This is a genomic window from Anaeromyxobacter sp. SG17, assembly GCF_022690695.1.
In the GTDB taxonomy this organism is placed as follows: Bacteria; Myxococcota; Myxococcia; order Myxococcales; family Anaeromyxobacteraceae; genus Anaeromyxobacter; species Anaeromyxobacter soli.
Genome location: NZ_JALCYX010000053.1, coordinates 1 through 20,484, shown reverse-complemented (window position 1 = coordinate 20,484; position 20,484 = coordinate 1). Strand labels below are relative to the sequence as shown.

Sequence of the window (20,484 nt, the reverse complement as noted above, 5' to 3'; positions counted from 1 at the left end):
CGCGCCCTGGCGTCCCGCCGGTCGTTGGGTGAGCAGCTTTCATACGCGCGGCCCGCCGTCCTTCAAGCGGCGTGTCGGGGCTCCGCCGGGGTGCGCCGCGACGACGCAGACCGCGGGAGCGCTCCGCGCTAGAAATAGTGACCCCGGAGGCTCGATGCCCGTCCCCTCGCAGCTCTACCGCCCGTCGCTCGCGCTGCTCACCGACTTCTACGAGCTGACGATGGCGTACGCGGCGTGGAAGGGCGGCCTCGAGCGGAAGGAGGCGTGCTTCACCCTGTCCTTCCGCAAGAACCCGTTCTCGGGCGGGTTCACCGTGGCGGCGGGGCTCGAGCACGTCGTCGACTTCGTGGAGCACCTCCGCTTCGACGCGGACGACCTCGCGTTCCTCGCGGACCAGCGCGGCGCGGACGGCGAGCCGCTCTTCGAGCGCGGCTTCCTCGAGGCGCTCGGTCGGCTCGAGGTGGACGTCGACGTGGACGCCGTTCCGGAGGGGACGGTCGTGTTCCCGCACGAGCCGCTGCTCCGCGTGGCGGGCCCGATCATCCCGGCGATGATCCTCGAGACCGCGCTCCTCGCGATGGTGAACTTCCAGTCGCTCGTCGCGACCAAGGCCGCCCGCGTGTGCATCGCCGCGCGCGGCGAGCCGGTGCTCGAGTTCGGGCTGCGGCGCGCGCAGGGCATCGACGGCGGCCTCTCCGCGAGCCGCGCCGCCTACCTCGGCGGCTGCTCCTCCACCTCCAACACGCTGGCGGGCCGCCTCTACGGGATCCCGGTGCGCGGCACGCACGCGCACAGCTGGGTCATGCTGCACGGCGACGAGCGCGAGGCGTTCATGGCCTACGCCCGCGCGCTGCCCGCGAACTGCGTGTTCCTCGTGGACACCTACGGCTCCCTCTCCGGCATCGACCACGCCATCGAGGCCGGCCGCTGGCTGCGGACGCAGGGGCAGGAGATGGTCGGCATCCGGCTCGACTCGGGGGATCTCGCCTGGCTCTCGATCCAGGCGCGCAAGCGGCTCGACGAGGCCGGCTTCCCGAAGGCGGTCATCCTCGCCTCGAACGAGCTCGACGAGAACATCATCCAGAGCCTGAAGGACCAGGGCGCCACCATCACCGTGTGGGGCGTCGGCACGCGCCTCGTGACCGGCATGGGCGACGGCGCGCTCGGCGGCGTGTACAAGCTCGGCGCGGTGCGCGACGGCCCGGAGGGCGCGTGGCTCCCGCGCGTGAAGGTCTCGGAGCAGACCGCGAAGACGAACGTGCCCGGGGTGCTGCAGGTCCGCCGCTTCCTGCGCGGCGGGGAGTTCCTCGCCGACGCGATCTACGAGGAGGGGATCGGGCTGCCCGCGCCGGCCGTCATCCTCGATCCGCTCGACCCGCTGCGCCGCCGCGAGATCGAGGCGGACGTCGCGGGCGAGGATCTCCTTGTCCCGGTGTTCCGCCGCGGGCGTCGGGTCTACGACCCGCCGCCGCTCCCCGAGCTCCGCGCGCGCACCGTCGCGCAGCTCGGCCGCTTCCACGCGGGCGTGAAGCGGTTCGTGAACCCGCACCAGTTCCCGGTCGGGCTCGAGCGCGGGCTCCACGAGCTCCGCGCGCGGCTCGTGCTGGAGGGGCGCGGGTCGCCGCGGTGAGCGCCCCACCGGCGGAGGTGCGGGCGGGGGCCATCCCTGCCTCGCACTTGACGCCTCGCCCGCCGCCACATAGTCAACATCTCGCTTGAGCACGAGACGCGGCAAGACGGTGGAGACCTCCGGGCGGCGATTCAAGACCGCCATCTACGAGCAGTTCGCGCGCGTCTCCAAGGCGCTCGCCAGCCCGCACCGGATCGAGCTCGTGGAGCTGCTCGCCCAGGGGCCGCGGACGGTGGACGCGCTCGCCCGGCTCACGGACATGAGCCTCGCGAACACCTCGCAGCACCTCCAGGTGCTGCGCGCGGCCGGCCTCGTCGAGGCGACGAAGGAGGGGCTGTTCGTCACCTGCCGGGTCTCGGATCCCACCGTGCCCGCGCTGCTCCTCGCGCTGCGCGGCGTCGCCGAGGCGCGGCTCGCGGAGGTCGAGCGGATCCGGCGGGAGTTCCTCGCGGAGCGGGACCAGCTGGAGGCGCTGGACGAGGAGGCCCTCCGCCGCCGCGTGCGCGCCGGGGAGGTGACGCTCCTCGACGTGCGGCCGCCGGAGGAGTTCGAGTCGGGCCACATCGCCGGCGCGGTCTCGGTGCCGCTGCCGGACCTCGCGAAGCGGCTCTCGGAGCTGCCGAGGGACAAGGAGGTCGTCGCCTACTGCCGCGGGCCGTACTGCGTCCTCGCGGTGGAGGCGGTGACGCTCCTCCGTCGCAAGGGGCTCAAGGCCTTTCGCCTGTCCGACGGCGTCCTCGACTGGGCGGCCCGGGGCCGCCGGGTCGAGCGGTCCGGCCGGTCGTGACCGCGCCCACGCCGCTCTCCTACGAGGCCTGGCGGAGGAGCCTGCTCGGGAGGACCACCGAGGCCGTCGAGCGGGCGGCGGTGATGGAGCTCTGCGGCGGCGTGGCGGGCGCGAGGATCCTCGACGTGGGGTGCGGCGACGGCGCGTACGCCCTCGCCCTGGCGCGGCGCGGGGCGCGGGCGACCGGCGTCGATCTCTCGCCCGCCGCCCTCGCGCGGGCAGGCGCGAACGCCCGGGCCGCCGGCGCGGCCGTCGCGCTCGCGGCGGGGGACGCCGCCGCGCTCCCGTTCGCCGACCGGAGCTTCGAGCTCGTCGTGTCGGTGACGGCGCTCTGCTTCGTGCCGTCGCCCTCCGCCGCGCTGCGCGAGATGGCGCGCGTGCTGCGCCCCGGCGGCCGGCTCGTCCTCGGCGAGCTCGGCGCGGTCAGCCTGTGGGGTGCCTGGCGGCGCGTCCGCGGCTGGCTCGGCGCTCGCCCGTGGCGCGACGCGCACCTGTGGACCGAGTCGTCGCTCGCGGCGCTCGTCGCCCGGGCGGGCCTGGAGCCCGGCGCGGTCCGAGGCGCCGCCTACCACCCGCCGCTCGGCCTCGCCGCCGCGGCGCTCCGTCCGCTCGACCCGTGGCTCGGCCGCCGGACGCGGGCGGGCGCGGCGTTCCTGGCGCTCGAGGCGGCGAAGCCGCGCCATCGCGTGTGATCCCGCCCGGTCAGAGCGGCTTCACCATCCGGATGGCGTCCCACCGCTCGTGGTTGCGGCGCGGGTAGGCGCGCCGGAGCACCCCCCGCTCCTCGAAGCCGTGCTTGCGGTAGAGCGCCACCGCGCCGGTGTTGTGCGGGAACACGTGCAGCACCATCTCGCGCGCGCCGACCTCGCGGGCCCACCCCACGGCCGCGTCGAGGAGCGCGTCGCCCACGCCGCGGCGGCGGTGGCCGGCTGCCACGAGCATCCCGAGCTCGGGCGAGGTGCGGCCCACCATCGCCGCGAGCCCGAGCGGCTCGGTGCCGCCCTCCTCCTCCGCGACGAGCAGCGTCCCCTCGCCGCTGTCGAGGAGCGCGCGCCAGCGGGCGCGCACCTCGCGGTGGTCGATGGGCGGCTCGGTCGCGAGCCACTGCCCCTCCGCCGCGACCGCCTCGAAGAGGTCGATGCAGCGATCGAGATCGGCGTCGGTGAGGGGCCTGACGCGCACGCTCGGGGACGCTAGCACGCGCCGCGCGTGTGCGCGCGCGGCGCACCTCTCCTGGCCGGAGCGCGGTCACGATCCCGCGGGCGAGGCGAGGCGCGCTCGCGCGGGCGCCGCGTCGAAGGCGAGCCGACGCGCTGCTCCCGCGGGGCGTTTGGGCTAGGGTAGGGCAGATGAGCACGCCGAACCCGTGGACCGTGGTGCAGGCCGCCGACTACGAGCAGCACATGGGGCCGGAGGGCCTCGATCAGCGCGCCCCGCTCGCGGCCGTCTTCCAGGAGGCCTACCTCGCCGCGCAACCCGGACGGCTCCTCTTGCTCGGCTGCGGGACCGGCAACGGCCTCGACCACGTCGATCCCTCCGTCACCTCGCGGATCGTCGGGGTGGACGTGAACCTGCAGTACCTCGGCATCGCGCGGCAGCGCTTCTTCCACCTCGGCCCGCGGCTCGAGCTCTACTGCGCCGAGGCGGAGAAGTTCCGCGCGGCTCCCGGCGCGTTCGACCTCGTGCACGTGCCGCTCCTCTTCGAGTACGTCTTTCCGGAGGTGCTCGTCCGGCGCGTGGCGGAGTGGCTCGGGGACGGCGGCGGCTGCACGGGGGTCGTGGAGCTCCCCGGGGGGGACGGCCCGCCGCCCCCCTCCAAGCCGCTCCAGCTCATCGGTCGAGCCAAGCGGCTCGTCCCGCCCGAGGAGCTCGAGCAGCTCTTCGAGCACTACGGCATGCCGCTCCGCCGCGAGCACACGGTCCCCCTCCCGCACGGGAGGAGCTTCTGGGTGGGCTCGTTCGGGCGCCCGCTGAAATAGGGAGCCGGGCGCCGGCGTACGATCGGGCCGGAGGTCACGACACGATGCTCTGCCCGTACTGCCGCACCGAGAACGCCCCCGGCGCGACCCGCTGCGCCGCTTGCACGAGCTGGATGGTCGAGCGGCCGCCCGTGCGCGACTGGACGCGGGCGCGCGAGGGCCGGCTCATCGCCGGCGTGGCCCGCGGCCTCTCGAACCGCTTCGGGCTGCCCTGCGCCGCCGTCCGGCTGGTGTTCCTGCTCTCGATCCTGTTCGGCGGCTGGGGCGTGCTCGCGTACATCGCGCTCTGGATCGCGATGCCGCTCGAGCCGCTCGCGCTCCTGCCGCCCGCGAACCTCGAGCGGCGTGAGCCCGAGGCGGTCCAGCACGGGTAGATCGGCGCCTCCGCGCACGGTCGCGCGCGTGCGCTCAACGGGCACCCACGCCAGCGGGCTCTCGCTGCCGGTTCGCACCGTCAGCGGGAGCTCGTCTCGACCCTCAGATGGTCCGTGGCACGCCCAACGGACGGATCGACCACATAGCGGGAGGGCTCCATCCCCGCCGGCGCGACGAGCGTCGACGCACGACGTCGTCGGTCGCGAAGTCGACGTCGTCGGTCGCGAAGTAGACGTCGTCGGTCGCGAAGTAGACGTCGTCGTCCATGGGTGCGCGAAGAGCCTCCGGTACCTGAACCGAGACTGAGTACGCGCAACCGGGATCGAGCCGGCCTCCGGAATATCGAGCCGGCGCTCTGGACCAGCTACGCGCGTGCACCACAATCTGTCCCGCTAATGAAAGCTGGCAGATAGGAACGGACACCCCACAAGCGCGCCGGCTACGCCGTCGGCGACGGCACGGCCCGTAGGGAGGCCACAAAAGGCCGCAGCCCCATTTTGCGGAAGGTGAATGTGCGACCTCGGCCCTACAGTGCGTCCACGCTTCTGCCTCGGCTGTTCGCGTCGCCTTGGGAGACATTGTGAATAAAGCGTCCGATCGGCGGCGCACGCACTCGCGCCCAGCTCACCGTTGTCCCTTGCTGCGGATGGCTGTTATAGCGCTCGCGATATTCGGCATGCGACACGCGAGTGCGGCATCCATAGTGATGGAACCTATTCACCTTGACTCCGGAGCCCCGGTGTCACTAACGCTTCCCGTGCATGCGGGGGACAGGGTGGATCTCGGGATATGCTGGTACACCTGCGAATTCGGTGGGACAAACGCTCGGGTAGTCGTATGGAGCGATGGGTTCGAGGCGGCAGCGACCCAGCCGTTCCTTTGCGTGCCCGCTTCGTTCGTTGCCACCGCCGATAATCAGGTGTTGAACGCTCAGATCGAACCATATTCTTCATATATCAGTTTTGAATGCCCTCCCTGTGTCCAGAACGCGGACATCGACATTATAATTGCGGCCAAGGTCCAAAAGACGCAGCAAGAGATAGACGAATACACTGCCATGGCCGAGACAGATACGGCTCTCGCAGCTGTGTTCGGGTGGTGCGCATCCAGGTTCCCCGCCCTGGAAACGGTGTTCGCTACGGAATCCGCGGCGATGACTGGGATGGCAATGTGGCGATCGAGGCTCGCAAGGGATCCGCCTGACGACAATTATACGGTTATCGCGGATCCTGTGTTCCCGCAGTTGTCGCCATTCATTGAGACCCCAGGCGTGAGTAAAGCCGTAGCCGAGGCCACCAACGCATGGTTGGCGAACATGGGAACCGAAGCGGGGTACATCGGTGCGCTCATAGCCGCGATCAATCGCTCTCAGGGGGCGGCCGATGGGGGCAGCAGGTACTGGGAGCAGCAACAGTTGAGCGCCGCGGCGCAATATGCGGTGGAGGCGGCCACGGCGCTGGCGAGGGACGCAGAGTTGAGGGCAGCCGTCGCGACGGCGTTGTACGAGTCCGGCTATCAAGATGTCGTGATCGATCAGGCGAGTGTGGAGGATGCGCAGTTCAACCTGTGGCTCCGGCTCAACAATCTCGATCCCGCCCAGCTATCCGTCTTGCAGTCGTTTAGTGCGGCGGACTACAACGACGTGGCGCAACGGTACGTCGCGAAAGGGTTGATGGTGAATGCGAACCCCGCGAGTGTATCGGCGCTGGGCAGCTTCCCGGCTCTTCTCGTATCTCCCGAATGGGCGCAACACGATGCTGATGTCGTTGCGCAATACCTTGCATTCGCGAGTCGCAACGGTCCGGTCGGGGTGCCGTTTGTACCTGGGACGCCGACGTTCGCGAACGTCACAGCGACGGACGTTCAGGTGAACTGGGCGACGGCTGCCGGCGCGACGAGCTACAAGCTGGAACGGGCGCCGGACGCGAGCGGCGGACCGGGGGAGTGGGGCGAGGTCGCGACCGGTATGAACGGAACGCAGCTTATCGACAGCGGCCGAGCGGCGAACACCGAGTACTGGTATCGCGTGCGCGGAACGAACAGCCAAGGCGATGGTCCTTACTCGGATGCGAGCAGCGTGACGACCGCGCCGAACGCGCCCGGAGGACCGACATTCGAAGATGTGCTCACGACGTCGCTGACAGTGAGCTGGACCGAGCCGAGCGGAGGAGCTGGACGCTACGCGGTCGATCGCGGCACGACCGAAGCCGGCCCGTGGGCCTCGGTCGCCGCTGGACTGACAGCGCTGAGCTACTTAGACTCGGGATTGGCGAGCAGCACGACGTACTACTATCGAGTGCGGGCCCTGAACGCAGAGGGGTATTGGAGTGCATCGCCTGCAATGGTGGTGACGACGGCGACCGATCCAAGCGCTCCGCCCCCGAACTCTCACCGGTACTGGCGCCTGCTTTGCACTCGTACGTCGGGGAAGTACTTGGGTTTCGCCGAGATCGAACTGCGCTCGGGAGGGCCTGATCTCACCGGTTCCGGGGTGGCATCTGACTCTGGTCACTACAACACCTGGGATGCGGGAAAAGCCGTGGATAACTCCACCAGCACGGCATTCACCACCTCGACGACGAGGGCCACGACAACGAACCCGGTGTGGTGGCGCTACGATTTCGGGGAGGGGAACGCGACAGCAATCACGGAAATCGCGATCATGCCGCGGCAGGACGGGTACTTCCGCGAGGCGCCCAGCGACTTCTGCTGGCAGTGGAGCGATGATGGTCTGAGCTGGACATCTCAGCGCTGCTACGCGGGCTGGGCCTGGGCAAGCGCCGCACAGCAGGTCATTCCCGTGGTGGCCCCCGAAGGACTATAGCCCATGAAACGACCCGCTGGCAGCAGCGTGGGTCCGTCCGCCAGCCGCCGATCCTCCGGTCAACTCGTTCGGTTCTGGGATGACCGTCTCCGGGCTCGTATTGCCCGGCTCGACGGGTGATTTGCGGACCGTATTACCAGTCGACTTGGGAGGCGTACTCATACAGTGAGGTGTGTTGTTGCAGTCATGGGCGTTACGGGCCAGCGATAACAATCGGTCGCTGCTACGAAGCGGAAGTCTCGGCGCTGGGTCGAAGTGCTTCGCTGATCGTACCCCGGGTGTCGCAGCACCCCGGAAGATCGCACTGAACGGACCGATCAATGAGCGTGCAATGGAAGAAAGTCGGCCGGATTCTGAATACCGTCTCCGTCGTGTCCGCGGCTCTGGCCCTGATCTGGATGTTCCTCGAGCCAGAAGGACGACATGAGTACGCGATCGGCTCCGTTCACATCACGCGGTATGCCGTGACGCAGACCCTCTTATCAGTATCACTCGTTACCATAATGGGGCGTCTCGCACTCAACTTGCGTTCGCGCGGCAACGGAACCCGCCAGGGGTCACGTCTGTCATAGCCACGGCGGACAGCTCCAGAAGGCATCTGAGCCCTGACGGATCCCCTCATCCCCACGGTCATGGGATGGGGCCGGTTCTAGACGTTCCGCAGGGTTGAGATCATCGTGCGGGGCTCATGCGCAACCAGGCCATCCGCCCCTACCGCGTGCACGACTTCGTCTCCTCGTGGAGGCGGGCGGCCGCGAGGCCGTGGTGGACGTCGTGCGGCGTCACCAGCCCGAGCCCGCCGTGGCTGTGCTCGGTGTTGTACCAGCCGAAGAAGTCGGCGCAGTGCGCACGCCCGTCCTCGACGGCGCCGAAGCGTTCCGGGAAGTCGGGCCGGAGTTTCATCGTCTTGAACTGCGACTCGGAGAACGGGTTGTCGTTCGAGACGTGCGGCCGCGAGTGGCTCTTCGTGACGCCCAGGTCGGCGAGCATCAGCGCGACCGGGTTCGAGGTCATAGAGGTGCCACGGTCGGCGTGGACCGTGAGCTGGTCGCGCTGGATGCTTCGCGTTCACAGGTTCGCGGATGATCCGCGGGCCGAGCAGCTTCGCGATGTCCCAGCTCCAGAGCTGGTTCGGGGCGATGGCGAGCAGCTCGGGCGCCTTGTACTTCGGTTGCCGCAGTTGGTCCCGCCGCCCGCGGACCTCCGCGTTCTCAGCGAGGACGCGGTACATGGTGCGCTCCGAGCAGAGATACCGGCCCTCGTCGAGCAGCGTCGCGTAGACCTCGGCGGGCGCGAGCTCCGCAAAGCGGGGCTCGTGCAGGACGTCGAGCACGGCGCGTCGTTCCACAGCGACGAGCGCGCGGTGGCTGCTCCTCTTCGCAGGCGGCGGGCGCGGCTTGAGCGCGCGGCACCTCAAGAACCTGCGCTTCGGGATGGGGCTCACCGACACGCGCATCGGCTAACCGAGCGGCGTGACCGGATCCTCCTGGTCGGCGCCATCGCCGCTGCGCTGCTCACGCTGCTCGGTGCCGCCGGGGAGGCAGTCGGGGAAGACCGGCGGATCAAGGCGAACACCTCGAAGGAGCGGACCCACTCCCAACCAGGGGCTGTTCCACTTCGACTGCCTGCCTGGCATGCGCGCAGAGCGCGCGCGACCGCTGATGCAGACGTTCGACGAACTCGTTCGCCAGCAGGCCACGTTCGTGAAGTCTTCGGCCTCATGCGAGGGGATGGCTCAGGCACTCGTGAGCAGTCGGATGCGAGTGTCTCAGATGCGTATTCCATGATTGCCGCAGGGAGCCGTCGCGCCCGTCACGTACTTCGCAACGAAGGGTTGGTCCGGGGTCGTGGACATGGGCGCCGGTTCCTTGACCATCAAGGCCGTCGCCGCGAAGCCGGGAACGTCGCCCCAGGAGTACGACGTGAACGGCGCGTTCACCGCAACCCTGGTCGCGTATCCGAGCGGTGCCTCGACGGACACCGTCACGATCGACATCACGTTCTGAAGAGACGACGGCAGCGGCGGCGAGGCGGGCCATCATCGCGTGGCGTGGCTGCTTTTCGGGGGTGTAGCCGAGTCGCGACCTGACTCTCCCTCACCCCAGCCGCCCCAAGAGCCGCAGGAGCCCGTCCACGATCGTGATCGGGTGGGGCGGGCAGCCGGGGACGAAGAGGTCCACCGGGATCCCAGCGAGCGCCGCCTCGGCGCCGCCGCTCACCACGGGGCTCTCCCGGAACACGCCGCCCGAGATGGCGCAGGCGCCGACCGCGATGACGAGCCGCGGGGCGGGCACCGCCTCGTAGGTCTTCCGGAGCGCGAGCAGCATGTTCTCGGAGACCGGGCCGGTCACGACGATCCCGTCGGCGTGGCGGGGCGAGGCGACGAACTGCACACCGAAGCGGCCCAGGTCGAACTGGATGTTGCCGGTCGCGTTGAGCTCGGCCTCGCAGCCGTTGCAGCCCGCGGCCGACACCTGCCGGAGCTTGAGCGAGCGGCCGAGGACGCGGCGCATCTCGCCGTCGAGGGCGGCCGCGAGCACGGGCTCGTCGCCGCGGACGACGAGCGCCTCGCGCGCGCGCGCGGCGAGCCGGTGGTCGTCCGTGAAGCGGATCGCCCCCGGCGGGCACGCCGCGGCGCAGTCGCCGCAGAAGACGCACCGGCCGAGGTCCACCGCCATCGACGCCGTGCCCGGCGCGAGGATCGCCTCGGTCGGGCAGATCTCGGCGCACGCGGTGCACCCGTCGGTGCAGCGGGACGGATCGATGGCGGGGCGTCCCCGGAACCGCGCCGGGAACTTCGGCGGGCCGTCGGGGAACGCGACCGTCTGGCGGCCGTAGCCGAGCCTGAACTTGAGGATGTCGATCACAGGTCGTGCCCCGCGTAGGAGAGGTTGAAGCTCTTGTTGCAGAGCGGGAAGTCCGAGATCTGTCCGTCCCGGAGCGCCATCGCGAGCCCGAACCAGTTGTGGAACGAGGGGTCCTTCACCTTGTAGCGGGCGAGGCGTCCGGCCTCGTCCGTCACGGCGACGTGCGCGATCTCGCCGCGCCAGCCCTCCACCATCGAGACCACGAGCGACCCGGGCGCGAGCGGGCCGAGCGGATCGCGCGCGCCGCCCTCGGGGAGGTTCTCGAGCTGGCTCGCGACGAACGCCGCGCTCCGCTCGCCCTCGAGGAGCCGGATCCAGGCGCGCGCGAAGACGTCCCCGGTGTCCGCGGTGACCACCGGGACGTGGACGAACCGGAAGATGCCGAACGCGTGGTCGCGCCGCACGTCGCGGTCCACGCCGCTCGCCCGCGCCGCCGGCCCGACGAGCCCGAGGGCGAGGGCCGTCTCGCGCGACACCGCGCCGGTGCCCTCGAGCCGCGCCCGCACCGAGGGCGACTCGAAGAAGAGCCCGGCCGCGCGCCGCGACCTCTCCCACGCCCCGCGCACCCGCGCGGCGATCGCCTGCGCCTCCCCGGCGCCGAGGTCGTGGCGCACGCCGCCCGGGACGAGCAGGCCGCGACCGAAGCGGTTCCCGCAGAGCTCCGCGGTCGCGTTCAGGAACTCGGCCCGCAGCGCGCCGCAGTAAGAGGCCGTCGGGAGGAAGCCGACGTCCCCCGCGAGCGCGCCGAGATCGCCCACGTGGTTCGCGAGCCGCTCGAGCTCGAGGGCCACGCCGCGGAGCGCCATCGCCCGGGCCGGCGGGGGCCGCCCGGCGAGCGACTCGAGCGCCTTGACGTACGCGAGCCCGTGGCCGACCGAGGTGTCGCCGGCGATCGACTCCGCGAGCGCGAGGGAGCGGCGGTCGGGGCCGCCCTGGAGCAGCGGCTCGACGCCGCGGTGCTGGTAGCCGAGCACGATCTCGAGGTGGAACACCTGCTCGCCGTGGCACTGGAAGCGGAAGTGCCCGGGCTCGATGATCCCGGCGTGCACCGGGCCGACCGCGACCTCGTGCACCTCCTCGCCCTCGACGGCGAAGAAGGGGTATTCGCCCGGGATCGTCGCGCGGGGATCGCGCCGGCCGAACGCGTCGCGCACCGGGCGCAGCGGCGGCTCGAACCTGAGCGGCTTCAGCCAGGGGTGCCCCTCGGGGCGGACGCCGTACTGCTCCGCGAGCTCGCGCTCGAACCCCTGCGCGGCGGGGACCTCGGCCGAGAGCGCCGGGTAGGCGCCGTCGACCAGCGTGGAGAGGAGCGCGAGCCGACCCTCGGGATCGTCGGCGAGCACCGCCGTCAGGAGCACGCGGCCCTCGGCGGGGCGGCCGAAGAGGGCGGCGAGCCGGCCGCCGCCCGCGAGGGCCTCGAGGACGATCCCGCGGAAGCGCGAGACGGGGTGCACGGGCACGGCGCGGGCGTCCACCGCCTCGCCGTTCCAGGTCTCGAGGAGGTCGCTCGCGCGGGGGCGGACGTCGTGAATGGGTCCGGTCATGTTCAGTCCCAGCGGCCGCCGACGAGCTGCGCCGCGGCACCGAAGAGATCCCTGAGCCCCTGGGGCAGGAAGAGCCCGAGCAGGAGGACGAGCACCATGAGGGCGAAAGGCGGGGCGGCGGTGAGCCAGCTGTCGTCCGTCCCGGGCACCCGCGGCGCATCCCCCGGATCGCCCTGCACCACCGCGAGGACGGTGGTCGCCATGCCGATGAAGATGACCGCGAGGAGCGCGAGGAAGAGCCCGCCGACCACGAAGCGGCCGGCCCCGAAGGCGCCGTTCAGGATGGCGAACTCGCTGAAGAACGGGGAGAAGGGCGGCGAGCCGGTGATGGCGAGGAACCCGGCGAGGAAGAGCGGCCCCGACACCGGGAGCCGGCGCGCGGCGCCGCGGACCTCGTCGGTGGTCTTCGCCCCGAACGCGCGGTGGATGTTGCCGGCAGAGAGGAACAGGACGCCCTTCGTGAGGCCGTTGTTCATCGAGTGGAAGAACGCGCCGCCCGCCGCGCCGCCGCCGAGGCCGATGCCGAGGGCGAGGATGCCCATGTGCTCGACGCTCGAGTACGCGAGCATCCGCTTGAAGTCGCGCTGCCCCACGACGAACACGGCGGCGAGCGCGATGGAGAGCAGGCCGAGGCCGACGAGCGCGTCGCGCGCGAACGCCTCGTCGCCCGCGGCGCGGGTCACCTGGAAGACGCGGGCGATGGAGAGGAACGCGAAGTTCGTGAGGCCGCCGGCGAGGAGGGCGCCGAGGAGCCCGGGCGCCTCGCCGTAGGCGTCGGGCTTCCAGGAGTGGAGGGGCGCGAGGCCCATCTTCGTCCCGTAGCCGACGAGGAGCAGGACGAAGGCCGCGCGCACCCACGGCCGCGACAGGGACGGCCCCGCGGCGATGAGGTCGTCGAGGAGGAGCGAGCGGGGTCCCCCGGCCCCGGCGCCGGACAGCGCGAGGAAGAACGTGCCGAGCAGCGCGAGCGCGATGCCGAGCGAGCAGATGAGGAGGTACTTCCAGGTCGCCTCGAGCGAGCGCGCGTTGTGGTTGAAGTAGATGAGCGGCGCGCTCGCGAGCGTGGTGGCCTCGATGGCGACCCAGGAGAGGCCGAGGTGGTGCGAGAGCGCGACGACGGTCATCGCGGCGAGGAGGAGCAGGAGGCCGCCCACGAAGATCCGGTTGTCGCGGTCGGCGCGCCGGGCGAGGTAGCCCTGCGCGTAGATCGCGGCGGCGAGGAAGAGGGCGGTCACCGTGAGGAGCGTCACCTTCGCCATGGGGTCGAAGGCGAGCCACGCGCCGGCGCGGGCGGGCGGCGGCGAGGCGAACAGGGCGGCCACCCCGGCGGCGTGCAGGAGCGCGCCCGCGAGGAGCACCAGCGGCCGGCGGCGGTTCGAGGGGACGAGGAGCGCGACGGGCGCGAGCGCGAGCGGGGCGAGGATGACGAAGAGCATGGCGCGCCCTAGTCCTTCAGCGCCGAGAGCTTCTCGGTGTCGAGCGAGGAGAACTCGCGGTTGATGTGGAACATGACGATGCCCATCACGAACACCGCCGCGAAGAGGTCGAGGAGGACGCCCGCCTCGACCATGACCGGCATGACGTCGGAGAGCAGCAGCCCGAAGACGTAGACCCCGTTCTCGAGGACGAGGAACCCGAGCACCTGGCTCACCGCCTTCTTGCGGGTGACGACGAGGAGGAGCCCGGTCCAGACCGTGGAGAGCGCGGTCGGCACGAGGAAGCCGTGGGCGCCGGCGTCGGGGAGCGGCAGCCGGCTCGAGAACGCGAAGGCGAGCGCGACGCCCACCGCGCCGAGCACCATCGAGGGGACGAAGCCGATGACGGGCTCCATCTCGCGGCGGATCGACGCCTCGCGGATCGCCCGGAACATCAGCCAGGGGATGAAGAACCCCTTGATGGCGAGCGCGCCGCCGGCGAGGAGGACCGCGTGGCCGAGGTTGTGAGACTCGCGGACGAGGAGGAGCGGGAGCGCCGCGAGGAGCGCGCCCTGGATCGCGACGGTGCGGATCGCGGCGCCGAGGCGGCTCGAGGCGAGCAGGAACAGGTCGATGACGACGACCAGGACGAAGACGAGATCGACGAACGAGGCCATCGCGGTCACCGGAGGAGGAGGACGAGCGCGAACACCGAGAGGACCGACGCGCCCACGAGGAGCTGCGGGACGCGCACGATGCGCAGCCGCGCCATCACGGACTCGACGACGCCGACGCCCACCGCGAAGCAGAGGACGCCCAGGAAGAACAGCGCCTCCGAGGCGAGCGCGCCGTCGCCGCGGCCGAGGACGAGGCGGGAGAGGATCGCCCCGAAGAGGAAGAGCTTCAACGAGGCGCCGTACAGGATGAAGGCGAGGTCGGGCCCGCCGTGGTCGAGCACCATCACCTCGTGGATCATCGTGAGCTCGAGGTGCGTGTTCGGGTCGTCCACCGGGATGCGCGAGTTCTCGGCGAGGGCGATGACGAACACCGCGATGGCGGCGAGGAGCAGCGCCGGGCCGGCGGAGCCCCACGCCCCCGGGAGCGCCGGGCCGAGCATGCCGGAGAGCGAGAGGGTACCCGTCGCGCGCGCCAGCACGAGCAGGCACAGGAAGAGGGCTGGCTCGGCGAGGCTCGCGAACGTGACCTCGCGGGCGGCGCCCATCCCCTCGAACGCGGAGCCGGTGTCGAGCGCCGCGAGGGCGGTCGCGAAGCGCGCGAGGCCGAGCAGGTACGCGAACAGGACGAAGTCCCCGGCGAAGGAGAGCGCGGCGGGCGCGCCGCCCATCGAGAGGAGGAGCCCGGCCGACGCCACGGCGGCGAGCCCGACGATCGGGCCCGCGCGGAACACCCAGGTCGTGGTCCGGCTGTAGACGGCGCCCTTGCGCAGGAGCTTCGCGAGGTCGAGGTAGGGCTGCAGCAGCGGAGGGCCGACGCGCCCCGCGAAGATCGACTTCGTGCGGTTCACGACGCCGAGGAGGAGAGGGGGCAGCGCGAGGAGCGCGGCGAGGTGCAGCACGGTGCGCAGGAGGAGCATGGGCGTGTTCACCAGCCGAATCCCCAGGCGAGGATCGCGAGCAGCGTCGCGAGGACGAGCAGCACCTGGAACTGGATGCGGCGCAGGAAGAGGAGGTGGGCCCGCGCGGCGAGCCACCGGAAGCCGCGCGCGGCGGGGGCGAGCGCGAGATCGAGGACCGTGTCCGGCACCTCGGTGTGGAACGCGGCGCGGGCCGGGAACGCCCCGCCGAGGCGCGGCGCGGCGCCGCGCGGGAAGATCGCCCACGAGAAGCGGCGGACGAGCAGCTCGGCGAAGGACGAGCCGGTGTACTGCGCGCGCGGGAGCGGGCCAGAGAAGGCGCAGCCCCAGGTCTCGACGTCGGGGGCGCGCGGCGCCCCGAGGCGACGGCGGAGGAGGACCAGGCCCGCCGTCGCGACGAGGAGCGCGGCCGCGGCGACGCTCACCCGCGAGGCGCCCGCGCCCGCGCGCGCCGCCGCGCCGTCGAGGAGCTCGGGCGGGAGCCGCGACCACGCTGCCGCCGCGCGGACCAGCGCCGGGAGCGCGGCGGCCGGGGCGAGGCCGATCGCGGCGCAGGCCGCGGCGAGGATCGCCATCGGCACGAGCATCGTCCGCGGCGCCTCGTGCGCGGCGCGCGGGTGCGCGCTGCGCGGGGTGCCGAGGAACACCACCCCCACCACCTTGACGAAGCACGCCGCGGCGAGCCCGCCGACCAGCGCCAGCGCCGGCACGCCCAGCGCCGCGAAGGCGAGGAGGTCGCCCCCGCCGCGCTCCAGGGCGGAGAGGAAGCCCATGTAGACGAGCCACTCCGAGACGAACCCGTTGAGCGGCGGGAGCCCGCTGATCGCCGCCGCGCCGACGAGGAAGAGCACCGCGGTCGCGCGCATCGGGCGCGCGAGCCCGCCGAGGAGGTCGAGCTCGCGCGTGCCCGTCGCGTGCTGGACCGCGCCGGCGCCGAGGAAGAGGAGCGACTTGAACAGCGCGTGGTTCACGACGTGGAGCGTCGCGCCCCCGAGCCCGAGCACCACGAGGCCGGGCTCGCCGCGCGACCGGCCGAGCAGCGCGAGCCCGGTGCCGAGGGCGATGATCCCGATGTTCTCGACGCTGTGGTACGCGAGGAGCCGCTTGAGATCGTGCTGCGCGAGGGCGAACGCGACCCCCAGCACGGCGGAGGCGCCGCCGAGCAGGAGGAGCGCCGTCCCCCACGTCGCGGGCGGCGCGGCGAAGAGCCCCGTCACGCGCAGGAGCCCGTAGATGCCGGTCTTGATGAGCACCCCGGACATCACCGCCGAGACGTGCGACGGCGCCGCCGCGTGCGCGCCCGGCAGCCAGAAGTGGAGCGGCATGAGGCCGGCCTTCACGCCGAAGCCGAGGAGCGCGAGCGCGAAGGCGCTCGCCGCGAGCCGGCCCGCACCGGGCAGCCCCTGCATCGCCGCGAAGTCGAACGACCCCGCCGCCTGCCGCAGGAGGGCGAAGAGCGCGAAGAGCGCGAGCGTCCCGACGTGCGTGGCCGCGAGGTACACGAGCGCCGCGCGCTGCACCTCCGCGCGCTCGTGGTCCGTGTGGACGAGGAGGAAGCCGGAGAGCGCCATCACCTCCCAGCCGACGAGGAACACGACGGCGTGCCCCGCCACGACGAGGAGGACCATCCCGCCCGTGGCGAGCCCGTAGAAGAGCTGCAGCCGCACGGCGCGCGGGCCGTGCTCGGCCTGCGGGTAGTAGCCGAGCCCGTACACCGCCCCGAGCGCCGAGACCGCGCAGATGGGCAAGAGGAAGATCGCCGAGAGCGCGTCGAGGCGCAGCCCGAGCGCCGGCGCCGAGAGCTCCCCGCCGAGGAGCACCGTCCCCGCCGCCGCGACGCCGAGGGCCGCCCCCGCGCACAGCGCGGCGCACGCGAGGGCCTGGCCCGCGGCCGGCCGCGCGCGCCGCGCGGCCGCGGCGAGCCCGCTCGCGGCGGGGAGGGCGATGGCGCCGAGGACGGGGACGAGCGTCATGGGCCGCGCTGGTGGAAGAGGAGGAGCGCCGAGAGGGCGAGGACGGTGAGGACCGTGTAGAGGAGCTGCAGGTTGAGCCGCGACTGCTGGAAGTGCCGCAGCCGCCCGAACCACTCGCCCACCGCGCGGAACGCCGGCTCGAACACGCGCGCGCGGGCGGGGTCGTCCGCCTCCTGGGCGTAGCGGACGCGGCGGGGGAAGAGGCCCTCCGGCCGCGCCGGGGTCTCGACGGGGCGGAGCGCGCGCGGCGCGATCGCCGCGAGCGCGAGCTCGGAGAGCGAGGCGGCTGTGTACTGCACGCGCGCGCTCTCGGCGGAGAAGCCGCAGCCCCAGGTCTGGGCGGCGCGCACGTCGCGCCGGGCGAGCATCCGCCGCGAGGCGAGGGCGAGCGCGACGCCACAGAGGAGGAGGAGCGCGAGCCCCGCGCGGAGCGGCCCGGCGAGCGCGGAGAGCGCGGGGGCGAGCCTCGCCGCGAGCTCCGCCGCGGGGACGCGGAGCACGATCGCGGCCGCCGGGGTGAGGAGCGCGACCGCCTGGCCGGGGAAGAGCGCCACGGCGGCGTTCGCTGCGGCGAGGGCGGCGAGGGGCGCGAGGAGCAGCGGGCCGCCCTCGTGGGCGGACGCCGCCTCGGGGCTGCGCGGGCTGCCGAGCAGCGCCGCCCCGACGAGCCGGGTGAACACGATGGCAGCGAGCGCGCCGACGAGCGCGAGCACGGCGAGGGACAGGTAGGCGAGCAGGGCGGTCCCGGCGGCAGAGCCCTGCCCGCCGTCGAGGAGGCCCAGGTAGAGCAGCCACTCGGAGACGAAGCCGTTGAGCGGCGGGAGCGCCGCGAGCGCGACGGCCGCGAACACGAGCAGCCCCGCGCTCACCGGGAGGCGCCGGAGGAGGCCGCCCATCCGCTCCACGTCGCGGGTGCCCGCGCCGTGCACCACCGCGCCGGCGCCCATGAAGGCGAGCCCCTTCATCAGGGCGTGGTTCCAGACGTGGAGGAGCGCGCCGGCGACCCCGAGCGCGGCGACCGCGGGGGCCCGGCCCGCCGCGCCGACGAGGCCCACGCCGAGGCCCAACGCGATGATCCCGACGTTCTCGACCGTGGAGTAGGCCAGGATGCGCTTCAGGTCGCGCTGCCCGAGGGCGAGGAGCAGCGCGGCGACCGCGCCGAGCAGCCCGACCGCGGCGAGCGCGAGGCCGTGGGAGACGGGCGCCGGAGGCAGGAAGGTGAGCACCCGCAGGATGCCGTAGACGCCCATCTTCACGAGGACGCCCGACATGAGCGCGGAGACGTGGCTCGGCGCCGCCGGGTGGGCCTCCGGCAGCCACACGTGGAGCGGGACGAGGCCGGCCTTGGTGCCGAAGCCCACGAGGGCGAAGACGAACAGCAGCGTCGCCGGGACCGCGGAGCCGGCGCGCAGGGCCTCGAACGCCTCGAACCTCAGCGACCCGGCGGCGTGACCGAGCGTGAGGAACAGCCCGAAGAGGAACGCGGCCCCGAGGTGGGACGCGACGAGGTACGTCCGCGTCGCCATCCGCACCGCCCCCGCCTCGTGCTCGAGGCCGACGAGCAGGAACGACGAGACGGTCATCGTCTCCCACGCGACGATGAACAGGAGCGCCTGGCGGGCGGCCACGAGCACCGCCATCGAGGCGAGGAGGACGTTGAAGAAGAACAGGAACGCGCCGAGCGAGCGCCGCGCGAGGTGGGCGCGCATGTAGCCCGCCCCGAACACGGCCGCGGCGAGGCCGAGCGCGAACACCGCGACGGCGAAGACCGCGGAGAGCGGATCGAGCCCGAGCGCGATCGCGCCGTTCGGCACCGCCCAGGCGAGCTCCCAGGCGGACGGAGGCGCGCGGAGCGCGGGGAAGGCGGCGAGGAGCCCCATCGCGGAGCCCGCGGCGGCGCTCGCGCTGCCGATGGCGAGCGCGGCGGTGGGGCGAGCGGAGGCGGCGAGCGCGGCGGCGCCACCCGCCACGAGGACGACGAGCGCGGCGAGGAAGAGGCTCACCGGGCGCTCCCGGCGCGCTGCGCGGCGATGGCCGCCTCGACCCGGGAGATCTCGGGGAGCAGCTCCTCGGCGCCGGCGCGCGCCTCGAGCCTCGCGAGCACCGCGGGGTCGTGCAGCGCGGCGGCGACGACGGCGAGCAGGTGCAGGTGCACGCGGGTGGACGGGGTCACGAGGGTCACGAGCGTGTGCACGGGCTTGCCGTCGATGGCCCCGAACTCGACGGGCGTGTCGAGGTAGCAGATCGCCACCTCCGGCCGCGCGATGCGGAGGACGATGGGGTTCCGGGCGTGCGGGATCGCGATGCCGTTGCCGAGGCCGGTCGAGCCGAGCGCCTCGCGGGCCAGGAGGACGCGGTGGAGCAGCTCCCGATCGGCGGGGCGCGGGAGCGGCAGCCGCTCGACGACCTCCCGCAGGATGGCCGGCTTGTCCGTGCCGGAGAGGCCGCGGTGGACCCCGCCGGCCCGGAGCGCGTCGGCGAGGCTCGGCAGCTCCGGCGCCTCCGTCTCGAGCTCCGCGAGCAGCTCGGCGGAGATGGCCAGGTTCCGCGCGGCGGCGAACTCCAGGAGGTCGATCCGGTTCAGCCGGTACTGGTCGTTCACGCGGGTGGAGGGGAGCTCGCCGCTCTTGAGCCAGCGGTGGAGCGTCGAGTCCGAGACGCCGAGGAGGCGGGAAGCGTCGCGCGTCGTGAGCTGCATCTTCTCTTGCCGTTCCTTCCTAGAGCTTGCCCGTCATGCCGAGGACGACGTCCACCGCCCGCGACAGGACGCCGGCGAGGAGCGGCAGGCGCAGCACCGCCACGCCCCGCTCGCCCCACGCGGCCGGCTCCTGCGCCTGGCGCGTGCGGATGGCGAGCACCGGCGTCCCCGGGCGGAGCGCGTCGAGCTGGGCGAGGACCGAGTCGATCGCGTGGGGCGGAATCTGCGGGCACGCGATGACGAGCGCGACCGCGAGCTCCCCGATGGCCACGTTCGCCGCTGCCGCGGTCGCGACGCGCAGCAGGCAGACGTCCTCCCGCTGCGAGAGGTCGGCGAACAGGTCGTCGCTCTCCGGCCCGGGACGGGCGAGCACGAGGACGGAGGGCGGCGCTCTCGAGGACACGCCCCCGACGAGAGCAGGAAGCGCGCCAGCCCCGATCTCCGCGAGATCCGCCCGGTTCCGGGCGGATCTCCGGGGCGGCCGCCCAGGGATCATGCCGTTTCGGCATCCTCCCCGTCTTTCGACCACGCGGCGAGCTTCGTGTAGAGCGTGCGCAGGCCGACGCCGAGCGCCCGCGCGGCGCGGGCGCGGGTCCGGAAATGGCGGAGGTTCGCGAGGACGATGCGGCGCTCGGCCTCGGCGAGCGTGCAGCCGATGGGGATCACGATGGTGCCGCCGATGGGGAGCGGCGCGCCACCCGGCGCTGCCCCGTCCGTCGAGGCTCCCGGCACGGCCGCGGCCGGCTCGGGGGCGGCGCGCGCGGGCGCGGGCGCGCGGGCCGCGGGGCGGCGCTCGCG

19 protein-coding genes, 1 tRNA gene and 1 pseudogene are annotated in these 20,484 nt (G+C 72.7%); 7 read left to right on the top strand and 14 right to left on the bottom strand.

Annotation, left to right across the window (positions count from 1 at the left end; all coding sequences use genetic code 11):
- Positions 1-154: 154 nt before the first annotated feature.
- The 3 genes from MNY60_RS17065 (at position 155) to MNY60_RS17055 (ending at position 3,109) form a co-directional block, all read left to right on the top strand.
- Positions 155-1,630, top strand: a complete 1,476-nt coding sequence (locus MNY60_RS17065; protein WP_242361209.1) for a nicotinate phosphoribosyltransferase — start codon at positions 155-157, stop codon at positions 1,628-1,630.
- An 85-nt stretch (positions 1,631-1,715) separates the two neighbouring features.
- Positions 1,716-2,417 (top strand): metalloregulator ArsR/SmtB family transcription factor, encoded by a 702-nt coding sequence (locus MNY60_RS17060; RefSeq protein ID WP_242361207.1) that lies wholly within the window; start codon positions 1,716-1,718, stop codon positions 2,415-2,417.
- Positions 2,414-3,109 (top strand): class I SAM-dependent methyltransferase, encoded by a 696-nt coding sequence (locus MNY60_RS17055; RefSeq protein WP_308197071.1) that lies wholly within the window; start codon positions 2,414-2,416, stop codon positions 3,107-3,109. The genes MNY60_RS17060 and MNY60_RS17055 overlap by 4 nt, the downstream gene beginning before the upstream one ends.
- A gap of 10 nt (positions 3,110-3,119) precedes the next feature.
- Here MNY60_RS17055 and MNY60_RS17050 read toward each other — a convergent pair whose 3' ends face one another.
- A complete protein-coding gene (locus MNY60_RS17050; RefSeq protein ID WP_242361205.1) occupies positions 3,120-3,599 on the bottom strand; it encodes a GNAT family N-acetyltransferase in 480 nt (159 codons plus the stop codon).
- A 167-nt stretch (positions 3,600-3,766) separates the two neighbouring features.
- On the opposite strand from MNY60_RS17050, the gene MNY60_RS17045 reads away from it, so the two are divergent.
- Positions 3,767-4,396, top strand: a complete 630-nt coding sequence (locus tag MNY60_RS17045; protein WP_242361203.1) for a class I SAM-dependent methyltransferase — start codon at positions 3,767-3,769, stop codon at positions 4,394-4,396.
- Between the two features lie 44 nt (positions 4,397-4,440).
- Positions 4,441-4,770 carry a PspC domain-containing protein gene (locus MNY60_RS17040; RefSeq protein WP_242340927.1) on the top strand — a complete coding sequence of 110 codons (330 nt, stop codon included), beginning with the start codon at positions 4,441-4,443 and terminating at the stop codon, positions 4,768-4,770.
- A 103-nt stretch (positions 4,771-4,873) separates the two neighbouring features.
- On the opposite strand, the gene MNY60_RS17035 is transcribed toward MNY60_RS17040, so the two are convergent.
- Positions 4,874-5,038 carry a hypothetical protein gene (locus tag MNY60_RS17035; protein WP_242361202.1) on the bottom strand — a complete coding sequence of 55 codons (165 nt, stop codon included), beginning with the start codon at positions 5,036-5,038 and terminating at the stop codon, positions 4,874-4,876.
- Between the two features lie 40 nt (positions 5,039-5,078).
- A tRNA-Ile gene (locus MNY60_RS17030) sits at positions 5,079-5,145 on the bottom strand.
- A 548-nt stretch (positions 5,146-5,693) separates the two neighbouring features.
- Here MNY60_RS17030 and MNY60_RS17025 point away from each other — a divergent pair.
- Complete coding sequence (locus tag MNY60_RS17025) at positions 5,694-7,595, top strand: fibronectin type III domain-containing protein (RefSeq protein WP_242356059.1); 1,902 nt, start codon at positions 5,694-5,696, stop codon at positions 7,593-7,595.
- Positions 7,596-8,336: 741 nt separating this feature from the next.
- Here the strand turns inward: MNY60_RS17025 and MNY60_RS17020 are convergent.
- Positions 8,337-9,030: pseudogene (locus MNY60_RS17020) on the bottom strand (transposase); the annotation flags it as partial.
- 433 nt (positions 9,031-9,463) lie between these two features.
- On the opposite strand from MNY60_RS17020, the gene MNY60_RS17015 reads away from it, so the two are divergent.
- A complete protein-coding gene (locus tag MNY60_RS17015) occupies positions 9,464-9,601 on the top strand; it encodes a hypothetical protein (protein WP_242341357.1) in 138 nt (45 codons plus the stop codon).
- Between the two features lie 90 nt (positions 9,602-9,691).
- On the opposite strand, the gene MNY60_RS17010 is transcribed toward MNY60_RS17015, so the two are convergent.
- The 10 genes from MNY60_RS17010 to MNY60_RS16965 form a co-directional block, all read right to left on the bottom strand.
- Positions 9,692-10,462, bottom strand: a complete 771-nt coding sequence (locus tag MNY60_RS17010; protein ID WP_242356061.1) for a 4Fe-4S binding protein — start codon at positions 10,460-10,462, stop codon at positions 9,692-9,694.
- Positions 10,459-12,006, bottom strand: coding sequence for a hydrogenase (locus MNY60_RS17005; protein ID WP_242361200.1), 1,548 nt, complete (start codon positions 12,004-12,006; stop codon positions 10,459-10,461). The genes MNY60_RS17010 and MNY60_RS17005 overlap by 4 nt, the downstream gene beginning before the upstream one ends.
- Positions 12,007-12,008: 2 nt before the next feature.
- The gene (locus tag MNY60_RS17000) at positions 12,009-13,442 is read right to left on the bottom strand and encodes a proton-conducting transporter membrane subunit (protein WP_242341354.1); all 1,434 of its coding nucleotides are present in this window, start codon (positions 13,440-13,442) and stop codon (positions 12,009-12,011) included.
- Between the two features lie 8 nt (positions 13,443-13,450).
- Positions 13,451-14,098, bottom strand: coding sequence for an NADH-quinone oxidoreductase subunit K (locus MNY60_RS16995; protein ID WP_242341353.1), 648 nt, complete (start codon positions 14,096-14,098; stop codon positions 13,451-13,453).
- A 5-nt stretch (positions 14,099-14,103) separates the two neighbouring features.
- Positions 14,104-15,027 carry a respiratory chain complex I subunit 1 family protein gene (locus tag MNY60_RS16990; RefSeq protein WP_242341352.1) on the bottom strand — a complete coding sequence of 308 codons (924 nt, stop codon included), beginning with the start codon at positions 15,025-15,027 and terminating at the stop codon, positions 14,104-14,106.
- Complete coding sequence (locus MNY60_RS16985) at positions 15,024-16,988, bottom strand: proton-conducting transporter membrane subunit (RefSeq protein ID WP_242361198.1); 1,965 nt, start codon at positions 16,986-16,988, stop codon at positions 15,024-15,026. Before MNY60_RS16985 ends, MNY60_RS16990 begins: the two co-directional genes overlap by 4 nt.
- A complete protein-coding gene (locus MNY60_RS16980) occupies positions 16,985-18,991 on the bottom strand; it encodes a proton-conducting transporter membrane subunit (RefSeq protein ID WP_242341527.1) in 2,007 nt (668 codons plus the stop codon). Before MNY60_RS16980 ends, MNY60_RS16985 begins: the two co-directional genes overlap by 4 nt.
- Positions 18,988-19,686, bottom strand: a complete 699-nt coding sequence (locus MNY60_RS16975; RefSeq protein ID WP_242341526.1) for a PTS sugar transporter subunit IIA — start codon at positions 19,684-19,686, stop codon at positions 18,988-18,990. Before MNY60_RS16975 ends, MNY60_RS16980 begins: the two co-directional genes overlap by 4 nt.
- A gap of 19 nt (positions 19,687-19,705) precedes the next feature.
- The gene (locus MNY60_RS16970; RefSeq protein WP_242341525.1) at positions 19,706-20,089 is read right to left on the bottom strand and encodes a hypothetical protein; all 384 of its coding nucleotides are present in this window, start codon (positions 20,087-20,089) and stop codon (positions 19,706-19,708) included.
- 89 nt (positions 20,090-20,178) lie between these two features.
- On the bottom strand, positions 20,179-20,484 hold a 306-nt coding region (locus MNY60_RS16965), incomplete at its 5' end, for a helix-turn-helix domain-containing protein (protein ID WP_277957064.1).